This window comes from Brucella oryzae (assembly GCF_041929965.1).
GTDB classification, from domain to species: domain Bacteria; phylum Pseudomonadota; class Alphaproteobacteria; order Rhizobiales; family Rhizobiaceae; genus Brucella; species Brucella oryzae.
Map to the genome: position 1 here is coordinate 83,314 of NZ_JBHEEO010000006.1, position 14,823 is coordinate 98,136.

Genomic DNA, 14,823 nt, shown 5'->3' on the forward strand with positions numbered 1-14,823 from the left:
GGTTGAGGTGAATTTACAATGATGTCGTCGGATGATCTGCGTTTCCAGAACAGCGAACCGCGCATTCATTCCACGGCCCAGCTGAAATCCGTGAAACTGGGACGATATGCCGATATCGGCGAGCGTGTGATTCTTCGTGAAGTTACTGTGGGTGACTTCACCTATTTCGAGCGAAACGGTGAGGGGATTTATGCCGAGATCGGCAAGTTCTGTTCCATCGCCGCGAATGTTCGCATCAATGCGCTCGAACACCCGATGGAGCGGCTGACGACTCATAAAGTCAGCTATCGTCCGAATGAGTATTTTCGCTATCTGGGCGTTGATGGAGAGTTCCGGGCAAGGCGTCAGGCGCAGCGCGTGGTCATCGGAAACGATGTATGGATCGGCCATGGTGCGGTCATCACACCGGGCATCCGGATCGGCCATGGCGCTGTGATTGGTGCGAATGCGGTGGTGACAAAGGATGTGCCACCTTATCATGTGGTCGGTGGCGTGCCTGCCCATTTCATCCGGAAACGTTTTGATGATGTCGTCATCGATCGGCTGCTTGAAGTCGAATGGTGGAACTGGCCGGTGGAAAAGCTCTATGAGGCAGTACCGGATATTCAGACGCTCGAAATCGAAGTGTTCCTTGAGAAGTGGAGCGGTTGAATTCCGGCTCTTGCAAAGCCGCAATTGTTCATCCACCTTCGCATCACAACAGTTCTGGAGGTTGGAAGATATGGTCGGATTGAAGCGTTTTGCCGGGTTATTGCTTGCTCCTATGCTGGTCGTTGCTGCTTCGGCGGCGTCGGCGGAAGAAGTTGGCAAGGTTGGCGTCGACTGGCTTGGAAACGATATCGTCATTGATGCGGTGCAGGACCCGAAGGTGCAGGGTGTGACCTGTCATCTGGCGTCGTTTTCGCGCGGCATGATCGACCGCCTGCAAAAGGGAAACTGGTTCGAAGACCCGTCCAACGCTTCCATTTCATGCGAGCAGACCGGGCCGATCACCATCGGAGACATCAAACTCGGCAAGGGCGGGGAGCGGGTTTTCTCCGAACGCACAAGCTTGATCTGGAAGAAGCTTGTCATCACGCGCATATACGACAAGACAAACAATACGCTGCTTTATCTCGCCCATGCGACGCAGGTTCAGGACGGTTCGGCCAAGACTTCGCTTTCAACCGTACCGCTCTATAAGGGCGATGTCACTTGGGCGAAGGGCAAGCCGGAATAGTCCGGCTGCCCCGATCCTTCATCTGTGATGGAAACTAGATAGGCTGGACGAAGCTGTCGAGAACGCGCTTCTGTCCGGCTTTGTCGAAATCGATGGTCAGCTTGTTGCCATCGATAAGCGAAATCGTGCCATTTCCGAACTTGATATGGAACACACGATCACCAAGCTTGAAGGCCGATGGCTTGTCAGCCACTGATTTCGCTACCAGTTCGCCATCTATCGTACGTGCCTTCACGGAGCCGCGCCCGGCACCGAAACCCGAATCGGTCTCGCCATAGCCGATGCGTTCGACACGACTACCGGAGCGCGAGCCCCAGTTGTTGCGTGTGGCATCGGAACGGTTCTGCTGCGCGCGCTGCCAGCCGGGTGTCGAATAGGAGTTCTGGAAAGGATCGGCCTTGTCGAAGCGGGACTGTCCATAGCCGCCGCCGTAACCGCCATAATTGCCTTCCAGCTCGGCCACTTCCACATGCGCTTCCGGCAGCTCTTCCAGAAAACGGGAAGGAATGGTCGACTGCCACATGCCATGAATACGCCGGTTGGAAACAAACCAGATGTGCAGATTTTTCTTGGCACGAGTCACGCCGACATAGGCGAGGCGGCGTTCTTCCTCAAGGCCGGAACGTCCGCCTTCATCGAGCGCGCGCTGGTGCGGAAACAAGCCTTCCTCCCAGCCGGGAAGGAAGACGGTCTCAAATTCCAGACCTTTGGCAGAATGCAGTGTCATGATGTTGACGGCATCCAAATCCTCATTCTGCTCGGCATCCATGACGAGTGCAACGTGCTCAAGGAAACCGCGTAGGCTCTCATATTCCTCCATGGAACGGACCAGTTCCTTGAGGTTTTCAAGCCGACCCGGTGCTTCCGCCGATTTGTCATTCTGCCACATGGCCGTATAGCCGGATTCATCCAGAATGGTTTCGGCCAGTTCCGTGTGTGGCGTGTTGTCGATCAGGGACTGCCAGCGCAGGAAGTTTTCGACCACTTCGCGCAATGCGGAGCGTGGCTTCGGCTTCAATTCTTCGGTTTCAATGAGGTCGCAGGCCGCAGCGAACATGGAAATATCGCGTGCACGGGCATAATCATGGATTTGGCGGATCGCGGCTTCGCCCAGACCACGCTTCGGCGTGTTGATGATGCGCTCCAGCGCCAGATCATCGGCCGGTTGTGCCACGACGCGCAGATAGGCCATCGCATCACGGATTTCGAGACGCTCGTAGAAGCGCGGACCGCCGATGACGCGGTAATTGAGGCCGAGCGTGACGAAACGGTCTTCAAACTCACGCATCTGGAAGGAGGCGCGGACAAGGATCGCCATGTTATTGAGGAGATGCCCCTGACGCTGGGCTTGCTCTATGGCTTCGCCGACCGCACGGGCTTCCTCTTCCGAATCCCAAGCTGCATGAACTTTTACCTTCGGATCGTCGGGATTGGGCGCTTCGGTAAACAGCGTTTTGCCGAGGCGGCCTTCATTGTGCGCAATCAGGTGGGCGGCGGCGCCGAGGATATGTGCCGTGGAGCGGTAGTTGCGCTCAAGCTTGATGACGACTGCGCCGGGAAAATCCTTTTCGAAGCGAAGAATATTGTCCACTTCCGCTCCGCGCCAGCCGTATATCGACTGATCGTCGTCGCCGACGCAACACAAGTTTACTTGTGTTGGATTTTTCTCGCTCACGCCGAATTCGCTGCGCTCATCGGCTCCACGGGGGCCTTCGGACGCCCTAGCGGGCTGTACTGGCGAGCCTCCGGCCTGCGTTCGTGATTTTGGTCGCTGAGCCAGCAGGCGCAGCCACAAATATTGCGCCGTATTCGTATCCTGATATTCGTCCACCAGAATGTAGCGGAACTTTGCGTGATATTCGCGCAGGATATCCGGATGATTGCGGAAAATACGGATCGGATGCAGCAGAAGATCGCCGAAATCGCAGGCGTTCAATGTGCGCAGGCGCTCCTGATAAGCCTGATAAAGCTCGCGTCCGCGACCGTTACCGAATGAGCGCGCATCGCCTTCGGGAATATCGGACGGCCCGAATCCCTTGTTCTTCCAGCCATCGATCATGTTGGCGAAGGTGCGGGCAGGCCAGCGCTTGTCATCAAGCCCTTCAGCCTGAATGAGCTGCTTGATGAGGCGGATCACGTCATCGGTATCGAGGATGGTGAAATCCGATGTCAGATTTGCCAGTTCCGCATGACGGCGCAAAAGCTTGACACCGATCGAGTGAAATGTGCCAAGCCATGGCATGCCTTCCACTGCACCGCCGACCAGATGACCGATACGCTCCTTCATTTCGCGCGCGGCCTTATTCGTGAAGGTCACAGCGAGAATCTGGCTTGGATAGGCAAGGCCGGTGGTCAGAATATGTGCGATACGTGTTGTCAGAACGCGCGTTTTTCCCGTGCCCGCACCGGCAAGTACCAAAACAGGCCCCTCTGTCGTCAGGACAGCCTGACGCTGTTCCGGGTTCAGCCCTTTCAGGTAATCGGGTTCGCCACGCTGCTGGTTGCGTGCTGCCATGGCACGTGCGGCAATACCACCGGGAGCGGGCGTACGGCCTGCCGGAGCGTCGTCATCGCCGAAAAACGGCATATCGTCGGGAAAGTCAGGCATTTGACCCGAATGTAATGATTCGTGGCTGAAAGACCAGCGAAAGGGTTAAAATATTCGACTACTCTAATTGAGTGACGCGACGATCCGTAAAGTTCAGGCGATGCGAGGCCAGTGCTTCAACCAGTCCACGCAGTTCCGGTTCGCGCTGCAACAGATCGTCGAGTTCCGTCATCTGGTTCATCGCAATCAGCCGCAGGATGTCGTCACGGATCGTTCCGTCGGCACGCCGTGGCAGGTGGGCAACCGGCTGGATCAATTCAACCTTCTGTCCTTTAAGCCTTGCGCGCAGACTTTTTTCGTCGGCACTTAGGGTTTCCACGAAAGCGTAGATGCCGACGCCCTTGGCAGGCAGCGAATAAAGCGCGAGAGCCACATCCGAGACAAGAGGATCGGATTTGAGGGCAGCCTGAATCGCAGGGCCTTCATTGTCGATGCGATCACCGGTGCCTTCACCGTCCGACCAGCTGAAAATGCCGCGAGTGATGAAGTTGTAGACTTTCTTGCCTGTCGCCAGCCAGATGCGTGACGGCAGCGAACGGCGTGCCAGAATGCGCTTTTCCGTCGGTGTCATCATGTCTTTTGCGAAAGCGCGCTTCTGCTTGATGAGATGGCGGAAGTCTTCATAGGCCATCAGGCGATAGAGGGCGCCGCGACGACGATGCACGCTTGCGAGCTGGAAATCGATGACTGCGGCTTCACCTTCGGGCGTCATCAGCCAGTTCTGCGGTTTGGCGAGATCGTTGTGGGTGACACCAAGACGGCGCATATCGCGCAGGATGCGGTGCGCAGTGCGATACCATTTCGGATCGGAAGGGCGCGCAAGATGTAGCGGTGTTCCCTCCGTCCAGGATCGATACAGCCCGTCCTTGTCGGTGGCGAGAAGCTGCGGGACACCTTCAATGCCGCGCACGGTCTTGAGGCCACGGATTTCGCGCCGGGCCAGTATCCATGCCAGCGGCTTCGACCACCATGGAGCAGCGCTTACGACGCGACGGATGATGCGGGTATCGGGATCGCCTACGAAATAGCCGGCATGCGTTTCCGAGAACACGTCGCGCTTGAACACGGCGGTTTCAACAAAATCCGGTATTTGATCGCCTTTCAAAGGCACATCTGTATTGGGGTTCTGAACCATAAGGCTCCACTAGTGGATTGCATCTGATCAATCAAGTTTGATGGCGGACAACCCTTATTGCAATCACGTGATCGAAAGCGCACAAGGAACGCACAGATTTCGTGCAGCTCATCGGGGAAATGCAGAAAATGGCACAGGGCGACGACAGCAAGCAGGCGATTGCGCAAATCATCCGGCAGGAACAGGCGCTTATTTTTCCGTCATTTGACGAGAACGGCGCATTTGCGCTGGGCGCTCGCATTCGCGATATCGCCGTGAAGGAGAAGCTCGGCATTGCCACCGAAATTTCGCTGTGGGACCGGCAATTATTCTATGCGACGACCGCCGGAAGCACTGTGGACAATCAAGAGTGGTTGCGCCGCAAGTTCAATGTCGTGCGCCGCTTTCATGCTTCGACCTATCGTCTTGTTCTGGAACAGAATCGCGACGATCGCATGTTTGCTCCCCATAAAGCATTGAACGTGGAAGATTACGCGCTGGCGGGCGGCGGATTTCCAATCCGTGTTTCCGGGGCTGGCGTGATCGGCGCCGTAATCGTATCGGGGCTGCCGCAGCGCGAGGACCATAATCTGGTTATCCGGGCTGTCGCCGAACACCTTGGACAAGACCCGGTCGCATTGGCGTTGCCTGCTGTTTGAATATGAATTTTGGAGAATGAACGATGTCGCTTGAAAATGTTGTCGCGCTTGCACGCAATGAGGACGGTATTGCCGCAGCAGTGGGTATTCTCAAGCAGCGTTTCGGTGAACGTGCGCAGACCGGTCAGGCTATACGCGAACAGCACGGCCACACGACGACCTATGTGCCGACACAGGCGCCGGACATCGTCATCTTTGCGGAGACTGCGCAGGAGGTGCAGGATGTTGTGCGTATCTGCGCCGAACATCGCGTTCCGGTTATCGCTTTCGGCGCCGGTTCGTCGCTCGAAGGGCAGGTGAACGCACCCGCTGGTGGTGTGTCTCTTGACCTCACGCGTATGAACAAGGTGATTGCCGTGCACGCGGAAGATCTGGATTGCGTGGTGGAACCGGGTATTACGCGCCGGGAACTGAATGAATATTTGCGCGATACGGGACTGTTCTTTCCGATTGATCCGGGTGCCAATGCCACGCTGGGCGGTATGGCTTCCACTCGTGCGTCCGGTACGAATGCAGTGCGTTATGGGACCATGCGCGAGAATGTGCTGGCGCTGAAAGCCGTGATGCCCGATGGGCGACTGATCGAGACTTCCAAGCGCGTGAAGAAGACGGCTGCGGGTTACGATCTCACGAGGCTACTTGTTGGAGGCGAGGGAACACTTGGCATCATCACCGAACTGACATTGAAACTGCAGGGGATCCCACAGGCGATTTCCGGCGGTATCTGTCCTTTCCCAGACGTGGATTCGGCTTGCCGTACAGTAATCGAAACCATCCAGATGGGTATCCCCGTTGCACGTATCGAGCTTGTGAACACGCTTCAGATGCGAGCCCTGATCCTCCATTCCAAACTGCCTTACGAGGTACAGCCCTATCTGTTTGTCGAGTTCCACGGCACGCAAAATGGCGTTGCCGAACAGGCGGAATTGTTTGGAGAAATTGCAACTGGCAATGGCGGCGGCGAGTTCCGGTGGACACACGATGCCGAGGAGCGTGACCGGCTCTGGCGGGCGCGTCACGATGCCTATCTTGCGTCCTTTCTGCTGAGGCCCGGTTGCAAGGGCGTTTCCACCGATGTCTGCGTGCCGATTTCGCGTCTGGCCGATTGCATCGGCGAGACGGAAAAGGACCTTGCCGAAACAGGCCTTATAGCGCCGATTGTTGGGCATGTGGGGGATGGTAATTTCCACCTTCTCCTGCTTCTCGATACAGAAGATGCCAGCGAGATGGAGCGTGCCGAAGCTTTCATGGATCGGCTGGCCAAGCGCGCCATTGCAATGGAGGGAACCTGCACCGGCGAACATGGCATCGGGCAGGGCAAGATGAAGTATCTGGCCATGGAGCTGGGCGAAGCCACGGATTATATGCGGGCCATCAAGAAAGCGCTTGATCCCGACAACATCATGAATCCGGGCAAAATACTGATTTCGTGATTCAAATCAGCCGTTTGGACGGGTTTGCCAAGAGTTTGATTCAGGCAGGCGTGCATATCGATATAGCTGCGATGCAATTTGCCTTGTTGTCGCCGGATCGATGCCGTTATGTTGCGCAGATAAAGACGGCGTGATTCACTCTTTGTTTCGCGCTAACTTGCAATCTGTTTGACCGGAGCTGGTTCTTGGGCCGCATATTCGTCATCGTCGGCGGGCTTCTCGTGCTGCTGTTGACGGCAGCACTTGTCGTGCCGCCTTTTGTTGACTGGAGCGGCTATCGTGCCGATTTCGAGCGTGAGGCGAGCCGTGTTCTGGGGCGCCCCGTCAAGGTCGCCGGTGACGTCAGCGCGCGGCTCCTGCCGTTTCCTTCCGTCGCTTTTTCCGATGTGCGTGTCGGGGCCGATGCAGCTCATCCGGTGATGACGGTCGATACGTTTTCGATGGATGCCGAACTGATGCCGTTTCTGCGCGGCCAGCTTCTGATTTTCGATATGCGTGTGGATCGTCCACAGGCTACAATTTCTCTCGATAAAAGCGGCAAGGTTGATTGGGCAATCCGTCCGTCGACGCCGCTCGATCCGACGAAGATCAAGCTGGAACGGCTTTCCGTCAGTGACGGAACAATTACCCTTCGCGAAGAGGCAAGCGGTCGCAGTCATACCGCTACCGAACTTAATGCTGTGATCTCGGCAAACAGTCTTGCAGGTCCATGGCAGGCAAACGGAAGTCTTGTTCTTCGGGGCGAAAAGCTGGCAATCGACCTTACGAGTGGCGAGGCAAAGCCGGACGGTTCGCTGCGCGTTCGCGCACGCATTTCGCCGGAGGCAATCCCGGCTGCTTTCGAGACCGATGGCGATGTGACCGTGACTGAAGGCCGGCTCGACTATGCCGGTGACTTTTCGCTTCGCTCTTCCGATATGGTTGCCAAGACGACTAAGGATCAGAAAACGCCGACGGAAACGCCCTTTTTCAGTGGCGTGCGAGTAACCGGTAAATTCAAGGCAGATCGCAATCGCTTCGATGCCAGTGAATTCCGGATGGAGCAGGGGCCTGCCGACAATCCTTATGTGGTGAATGGCAAGGCATTCATTGATTACGGCACCAAACCGCGTTTCGAGGTCAGTGCCGATGGACAGCAGCTTTTCTGGGGGGCGAATGAAGCCGCCAGCGAAGAACAATCCGGTTCCGCCATGCCGGTTGCAGATCGTATTACGATAGCACGCCGCGTTCTCGAACAACTGCCCATTCCCACTATACCCGGCAATGTGGATTTGCGCCTTCCTGCCGTCATCGCGGGCGGCACAACGATACGCTCGGTCACAGTGAGCGCGGAACCGGACGGAAAGAACTGGAATATTCGTCAGTTCGCTGCCGATCTTCCGGGACGAACCAAGGTAGAAGCCAAGGGCACGCTCTCGGTTGGCAAGGATTTCGGCTTCAAGGGCGATATGCTCGTTGCCTCACGTCAGCCGTCCGGTCTGGCAAGCTGGCTCAACGAGACCGTTGACGATTCCGTGCGCAAGCTCGAAGGTGCGGGTTTTTCAGGACAGGTCGATCTTCGCGACGGAATGCAGCGGATCGATAATCTCGAAATTGCGTTGGGGAAGACGACACTCAAAGGCTCGTTTGTTCGCGAGGTGAAGGGGGGCGCGCAGCCAGCGATCGCGCTGGCACTCAATGGCGGCGCGGTTGAAAGCGAAGCGCTGCAAGCCTTTACAGCCTTTTTCTCCAGTGGTGACGGGCTGGGCTTTCTCGACGGTCAGTCGCTGAACCTGGCATTCAAGGCAGGGCCTGTCCGCTATCAGGACATGGAAGCGGGCAGCGTCGATATGGCACTCCGGCTGCATGATGGCCGCTTCGATTTTGACCGATTGCTGCTCGATGATGTAGCGGGCACAACGCTGACCGCAACAGGCACTTATGAGCCTTTTGCCAATACGCCTTCCGGTTCGCTGGATGCAACGATCCTGTCCGGCGACCTTTCGCGTTTCCTCTCGCTGATGGCCAATCGTTATCCCCGACTACCGCTGTTTCATGCGCTTTCGTTGCGCGCAGCCAATTTCCCGGGGCTGTTCGAGGATACCGAAATAAATGTCATCGCCAATGCGGTGGCTCCATCCGTGCCACCAGCCGACAAGGTGCCTGTGAAAGGCACGGCATCCAAGGGCAAGAGTGCCCGGCCTGCCGAAGCAAACATCAAAAGCGCTCCCGATGTCGGAGAGTTTTCGTTCAGCGTTACCGGCAAAACAGGCGGCATGAAGCTGGACCTTTCGGGCACGGCGAGCGGCGGTGAGGGTGAGAGCGAGCCATTGCAGATGCAATTGAACGGGACGGCGATGTCGGAGCAAGGCGAGGCGGTACTTGCATTGATCGGCTTGCCTTCCTTGCCTTTGGGGCTCGCTGGTGAACTCACTGCCGATCTGAGCATGCAGGGTGCACCGAGTGCAGGCATGCGGACATTGCTCAAACTCACGGCACCCGACGGGTCGGCGACGGCAGACGGTGTGATTTCGCTGGTCGGCGGAGATGTCGCCGCCAGCGGCAAGGCCCAATTGAAGTCTGCCGATCTGCAGCCGTTCATCGCGACGGCAGGTTTCGCGCTGCCCGGATTTGGTGAAGGGCTTTCGGCGGATATCGCCAGCGATTTTCAGTTCGCAAAGGGTATCTTGCGGTTCCCTAATCTGGCCGGAAAGCTGGATGGAGAAGATGTTTCGGCACGGCTGGAGGCCAATTTTGCCGATAGCGGCCTGCCTCAGTTGAAAGGCGAGGCAAAGCTCGCGACGCTTGAGGTCGCTAGTCTTGCAGCGATCATGCTCGGACAGGATGCATTCGAACCGGCAAAGCCTACTGCGAAGTCAATCTGGCCGCGTGGTGCATTCGCACTCCGCCCGTCACTGCCGTTGCTGCTGGACATGAAGCTCAACGTAGCCCAGGCTCACATGGATGGGTTTGGAACTGCTACGGATTTTTCCACACGGCTTCTGAAGACGATGGACGGGCTTCAGTTGAATGAACTGACTGGTAATTGGGCCGGTGGATATCTCGTTGGCAACGTATCTGTGAGTAATAGCGACAGGAACGCTCTCCTCTCGACAGAGATCAAATGGAGCGGTGCAAATCTCAAGGATTTCTACCAGACGGAGAATGGTGCTGTTCCGCTCGGTGGTGCAGTGAAGGCTGCCGTCAATCTGAACGGCAGTGGTGAGAGTGTCGCGGCGCTTGTCGGATCGCTGGCCGGAACTGCAAGTTTCGACGTGGAGAATTTTACCGTCAATGGTCTGGATAGTGCGGCGTTGCCTGCAATGATCGCTGCAGCCGATGCAACAGGCGATCAGTTCTCCGGTTCCGACAAGCTTGCTTCAAAACAATTTGTCGGTATTGCTGACAGGGCAACCGGGCAGGGCACATTTGCACCCGGTAATGCGCAGTTTGACTTTACGATCAGCGGCGGTGTCGCGCGTATGGCTGCGGCAAATCTGAACGATGGAAATGCTGCTCTTCTCAGCGATCTGCAATTCGACCTGTCGACACTCGGAATTGGCGGAAACGGTACTTTGACGTTTCAGAATGGCGATGGCGCCGATACTGGTATCTCGCCGCAAGTAGCTTTTTCGCTCGGCGGTAGCTACAGCGTACCTGAGGTGTCATTCGACAAGCAGCCACTCGTTCAGTTTTTGACCCAGCGTGCACTTGAACGCGAACAGGAACGTGTTGAATCCATGCAGGCGAGCCTGATGGAAAAACAGCGCCTTCGGCGCCAGCTTGGGCTTTTCGAAGCGGACGAAGCGGAACGTGATCGTTCGCAGCGTGAAGACGAGGCGAGACGACGCGCCGAGGCGAGTGCGCGCGAAATGGCCCGGAAAACTGCCGAGGAAGCTCAACGGCTTGAGGCAGAGAAGATGCAAGGCGGATCGAAAGATCCTCTGGCCTCGCCGGAGGGTGGCCAATCGCTGAATGAATTCCTGAAAAGCCTGGAGCAGGCACCTGCCGTGCCGGCACCTCAGCCTTGAGTTATTCTGGATTTAAGCCAGTCCAGGACGTGGAGCCTGAGCGCAGAAGACAGGTTGATCGACCTGTCACGCTTGCTATCGATCTCAGCAATCAGGGCTGCCACGGAAAGCTCCCGTGTGGCCGCAATTTCTTCAATCAATTCAAAGAATGGGTCTTCAAGTGTGTAACTGGTTGCGTGTCCGCGAATACTGACGGAATGTTTGCGTAACCGTCCGGACGAGTTCACTTTGTCTCGTCCGGCTTTTTGCTATTTTCCAGACGGTTCTGATCCAGAAAACGTTCCGCTTTCGTCGCTTCCGTGTGAGCGAAAGCTTTTTCAGTCTTCGTTCGGCCGAATTGGATGCGGTTCCGGTCAGCCTGTTTTTGTTTTTCAGCGCGGGCTTTCTGCTTTTTGAATTGCCTGAGATTGACGATATCGCTCATGAAACCACGGGGAAATGTTGAAGCTTCTGAAAAATACTGTGTTTCGGTTCGATCTAGCAAGCTCGTAATAGGCTGGTGCTATTTCTGTGGGTCCTTCGGATTGGTGAACCACCAGATGGCCAAGGACACCAGAATTAGGAGTACGAGTCCCACGGTCATCTGCAGAAGAGGAAAGTTCGGCTCGTCCTTTGCCACAAAGAAGGCCGCTACGATGCCGCTTATCCACAATACTGCCTGAGCAATTGCACGAATCATCGAAATTAATCCTGAACTGGTTGCCGTCAGAACAGAGTATAAAACGCCTGCTTGTTTTTCACCATTGATCACGATCAAGAGTGAATCTGAACCATCCAATCAAACAAACGGACAAAACCAGCATGAGCTCTGGCACATTCTTCGCATGAGGACGGTGCGTGCGAAATTACTTCTTCCGGAAGGCATCCAGAGAAACAACATCGGCAGAGGGTTTGGCTTCCTTGTCGGCGCCATCATCTGCATTGCTGTCTTTGGCCGCGGCGGCTTCTTTTTCGGCTGCAGTCTTGCGCGACTTTGATTTGGGCTTTTCTGCCTTCTCGGCCGGTGCTTCCGTCGGGAGGATTTCGATAGGGGCTACAGTGCCGCCTTCGTCATTGTCGCTTTCAGGCTGTACGACAGCGACATCGAACTCGAGCTCGAAATTGACCGAAGGGTCGTAGAAGCCGCGAACGGCTGAAAAAGGTACAGTCAGTTTTTCCGGAATATCACCGAATGACAGGCCAACCTCAAACAATTGGTCCGTCACATGCATGTCCCAGAACTGATGCTGCAAAACGATCGTCATCTGCTCGGGATATTTTTCCTTCAAGCGTGAGGAAATTCGCACACCAGGCGCTCCAGTCAGGAACGTGATGAAGAAATGATGATTACCCGGCAAGCCAGCCTTGGACACCTCCGCAAGAACCTTGCGAATGACGCCGCGTAGGGCTTCCTGAGCGAGAATATCGTAACGGATTAGGTCCTGTACCATGGTTTGCTTATCCCACGGATTCGGAGGTCGATGTCAAGTTCGTTCTCGCAGGAACCGATGATATATGACCTGAAAAAGCAACAGGGCAATGCCTGCGGCGGAAAGATGTGCAATTTTTGAACGCAATAGGATGGGCTTGCCCCTATCGGTTTCCGAAGGCCATAAGGAAGGTGCGTACTCCATTGACGGCACTCTTCTCAATAATTGTGTCATCAATGCCCTGACCGGTCAGCATATGGTAGTGTGTGTCGGCATTGATCAACGCCATGAAATGGCGTGCCGCGAGATCCGGATCATCGATGTTCAAGTGCCCATCCAAAGCAAGGCGCGCCAGAAGCGCTGCTATGGCCGGTATGGCTTGCGCCGGACCCTTGGTGCTGCAAATACTGGCGGCGAGCGGCAGATTGGTTTCGCTGGTTTGCATCACCTTGCGCAGAAACGCACCGGATGAATCGTAGATGCAGTTCCGACTCATGCGGATGGAGAAGGCCACCAGATCCTGTTCCAGATTCTCTCCCGTCTGCGGAAATGAAGCCAGAACAGCGAACATGCTAGCGTTCATGCGCGCAAGCGCATCTTCGACGACAGCAGCAAGGAGCGCTTCCTTGTCGCGATAATGATTGTAGATCGTCTGACGCGACACGCCTGCTTCACTGGCAATCAAGTCGATGCTCGCGCCTTGAAACCCATCGCGATTGAAAACACGTGCTGCGGAACACAAAATGAAGTCACGTTTCATGCACTGTCCGGGCTTTATCGCCGCAGAGTTCAGGCCCTTTTCGGATACGGCGCGCTTCTCGGGCAGGACGGCCATGTCAATTATGTCAGTAGGTTTCATGCCTTCAACATAAGATAGCTTGACGTTTTGGACAATGGTGTCTAATTTGACATCAATGTCAAATCTGTTTTGACGATATGTCTAGAATGCCTTCCGCTTCAGAGTTTTCAAGTGTCGACCATATCAGAGAATAGGCTGATGCGACCGAACGGAAACGAAGACTCGTAGTGGATACAAGTATTTATCTGTCCTGTGCCGATTTTGCGAGCCCGATGGCGCCATCCTCCCAAGCAAAACCGGAGATCCGAAATCGGTACGGGAATCTCACGAAACATTGATGAAAGCGCTCCCCCATGGCTTCCAGTCTTGTGCGCAATGCCATTGTTCTTGGTCTTCTTTCCGCCATTGGTCCATTTGCGATCGATATGTATCTGCCAGCTTTGCCCACCATCGCCGCTGATTTGCATGCGGAAACTGGTGCCGTGCAAATGAGTCTCCTGGCCTTTTTCATTGCTCTTGCGGTTGCGCAGCTTTTCTGCGGCCCGCTGTCCGACATGGTCGGGCGTAAACTTCCGCTTTATGGCGGGTTGGTGCTGTTTGGCATCGGCAGCATTGGCTCCGCTTTGGCTACCGATATAGATGTGCTTGTGCTTTTCCGCTTCGTGCAGGGGTTGGGTGCTGCAGCGGGCATGGTCATTCCGCGTGCTGTCGTGCGTGACCTTCACACGGGCGTCGAGGCCGCACGTCTCATGTCGCTTCTGATGCTGGTTTTCTCCATTTCACCGATTCTCGCACCGTTGACTGGTTCAATCATCATTAGCTTTTTCGGCTGGCGTGGCGTTTTTTGGGCCGTTCTGGTCGCTGCTGCTATCGGCATCATTCTGGTCGCAACAGCACAAAAGGAAACGCGAACCGCAGAAGCGCGACTTGAAAGCAATCTGGGTAGTGCTTTGCGCGGCTATGGTCGCCTGCTAAAGGATCGCTATTTTCTCGGACTAGTTTTTGTCGGAGGCTTCGGCATCGCGTCCTTTTTTGTTTATCTTGCCAATTCCTCATTCGTTCTTATCGATCAATATGGTCTGACGCCGACGCAGTACGCCATCGCGTTCTCAGCAAACGCGGTATCGTTCTTCGGTGTGTCGCAGTTGAACGGCTGGTTGGGATCGCGCTTCGGGCTTCGTCGGGTTATGCGATTCGCGGTCTCCGGCTTTGCAGCGGCAATGCTCGCCATGTTCGCCGCTGCGCTCATGGGGCATCAGTCGCTTTGGCTGATCGCGGGCTTCCTGTTCGTGGGATATGGCTTCCTCGGCCTCGTCATCCCGACAACGGCGGTTCTGGCTCTTGAGGACCACGGTGAGATTGCTGGAACGGCTTCCGCACTGATGGGAACGCTCCATTTCGTGATTGGCGGCGTAGCGATTGGTGTAACCGGTTCGTTCTTTGACGGAACGGCCCTGCCGATGGTCGGCGGAATCGCCGGTTGTGCGCTGACGGCCTTCGTGCTGACGCAGATCGTTCTTTCTCGCAAGGCAAGCGAACTCGATACGGAAGCCGCCGCTGCATAGATTATGT

At 55.8% G+C, this 14,823-nt stretch carries 13 protein-coding genes; 6 read left to right on the forward strand and 7 right to left on the reverse strand.

What is annotated here, in order from left to right:
* Positions 1-18 precede the first annotated feature (18 nt).
* Together JNC70_RS08030 and JNC70_RS08035 are read left to right on the forward strand one after the other, a co-directional pair.
* On the forward strand, positions 19-651 hold the full coding sequence (locus JNC70_RS08030; RefSeq protein ID WP_104755959.1) for a DapH/DapD/GlmU-related protein: 633 nt from the start codon (positions 19-21) through the stop codon (positions 649-651).
* A 70-nt stretch (positions 652-721) separates the two neighbouring features.
* Positions 722-1,219 carry a CreA family protein gene (locus JNC70_RS08035; protein WP_104755958.1) on the forward strand — a complete coding sequence of 166 codons (498 nt, stop codon included), beginning with the start codon at positions 722-724 and terminating at the stop codon, positions 1,217-1,219.
* Positions 1,220-1,253: 34 nt separating this feature from the next.
* Here JNC70_RS08035 and JNC70_RS08040 read toward each other — a convergent pair whose 3' ends face one another.
* Both JNC70_RS08040 and JNC70_RS08045 read right to left on the reverse strand, forming a co-directional pair.
* Positions 1,254-3,827 (reverse strand): ATP-dependent helicase, encoded by a 2,574-nt coding sequence (locus tag JNC70_RS08040; RefSeq protein WP_104755957.1) that lies wholly within the window; start codon positions 3,825-3,827, stop codon positions 1,254-1,256.
* 58 nt (positions 3,828-3,885) lie between these two features.
* A complete protein-coding gene (locus JNC70_RS08045) occupies positions 3,886-4,962 on the reverse strand; it encodes a serine/threonine protein kinase (protein WP_104755956.1) in 1,077 nt (358 codons plus the stop codon).
* 128 nt (positions 4,963-5,090) lie between these two features.
* Here JNC70_RS08045 and JNC70_RS08050 point away from each other — a divergent pair, with 128 nt between their 5' ends.
* The 3 genes from JNC70_RS08050 (at position 5,091) to JNC70_RS08060 (ending at position 11,043) form a co-directional block, all read left to right on the forward strand.
* The gene (locus JNC70_RS08050; protein ID WP_104755955.1) at positions 5,091-5,600 is read left to right on the forward strand and encodes a heme-degrading domain-containing protein; all 510 of its coding nucleotides are present in this window, start codon (positions 5,091-5,093) and stop codon (positions 5,598-5,600) included.
* Positions 5,601-5,623: 23 nt separating this feature from the next.
* Positions 5,624-7,033 carry an FAD-binding oxidoreductase gene (locus tag JNC70_RS08055; RefSeq protein ID WP_104755954.1) on the forward strand — a complete coding sequence of 470 codons (1,410 nt, stop codon included), beginning with the start codon at positions 5,624-5,626 and terminating at the stop codon, positions 7,031-7,033.
* Positions 7,034-7,218: 185 nt separating this feature from the next.
* A complete protein-coding gene (locus JNC70_RS08060; protein WP_104755953.1) occupies positions 7,219-11,043 on the forward strand; it encodes an AsmA family protein in 3,825 nt (1,274 codons plus the stop codon).
* On the opposite strand, the gene JNC70_RS08065 is transcribed toward JNC70_RS08060, so the two are convergent.
* The 5 genes from JNC70_RS08065 to JNC70_RS08085 all read right to left on the reverse strand — a co-directional run bounded on the left by JNC70_RS08065 (position 11,034) and on the right by JNC70_RS08085 (position 13,311).
* Complete coding sequence (locus tag JNC70_RS08065; protein WP_104755952.1) at positions 11,034-11,270, reverse strand: ribbon-helix-helix domain-containing protein; 237 nt, start codon at positions 11,268-11,270, stop codon at positions 11,034-11,036. The two genes, JNC70_RS08060 and JNC70_RS08065, sit on opposite strands and share 10 nt — an antisense overlap.
* Positions 11,267-11,467, reverse strand: a complete 201-nt coding sequence (locus JNC70_RS08070; protein WP_104755951.1) for a DUF4169 family protein — start codon at positions 11,465-11,467, stop codon at positions 11,267-11,269. Before JNC70_RS08070 ends, JNC70_RS08065 begins: the two co-directional genes overlap by 4 nt.
* Before the next feature lie 78 nt (positions 11,468-11,545).
* Positions 11,546-11,722 (reverse strand): hypothetical protein, encoded by a 177-nt coding sequence (locus tag JNC70_RS08075; RefSeq protein WP_167394065.1) that lies wholly within the window; start codon positions 11,720-11,722, stop codon positions 11,546-11,548.
* Between the two features lie 166 nt (positions 11,723-11,888).
* Positions 11,889-12,473 carry an SspB family protein gene (locus JNC70_RS08080; RefSeq protein WP_104755950.1) on the reverse strand — a complete coding sequence of 195 codons (585 nt, stop codon included), beginning with the start codon at positions 12,471-12,473 and terminating at the stop codon, positions 11,889-11,891.
* A gap of 142 nt (positions 12,474-12,615) precedes the next feature.
* The gene (locus JNC70_RS08085) at positions 12,616-13,311 is read right to left on the reverse strand and encodes a TetR/AcrR family transcriptional regulator (protein WP_104755949.1); all 696 of its coding nucleotides are present in this window, start codon (positions 13,309-13,311) and stop codon (positions 12,616-12,618) included.
* A gap of 293 nt (positions 13,312-13,604) precedes the next feature.
* Here JNC70_RS08085 and JNC70_RS08090 point away from each other — a divergent pair, with 293 nt between their 5' ends.
* Positions 13,605-14,816, forward strand: a complete 1,212-nt coding sequence (locus JNC70_RS08090; RefSeq protein ID WP_104755948.1) for a multidrug effflux MFS transporter — start codon at positions 13,605-13,607, stop codon at positions 14,814-14,816.
* The last annotated feature ends 7 nt before the right edge of the window (positions 14,817-14,823 follow it).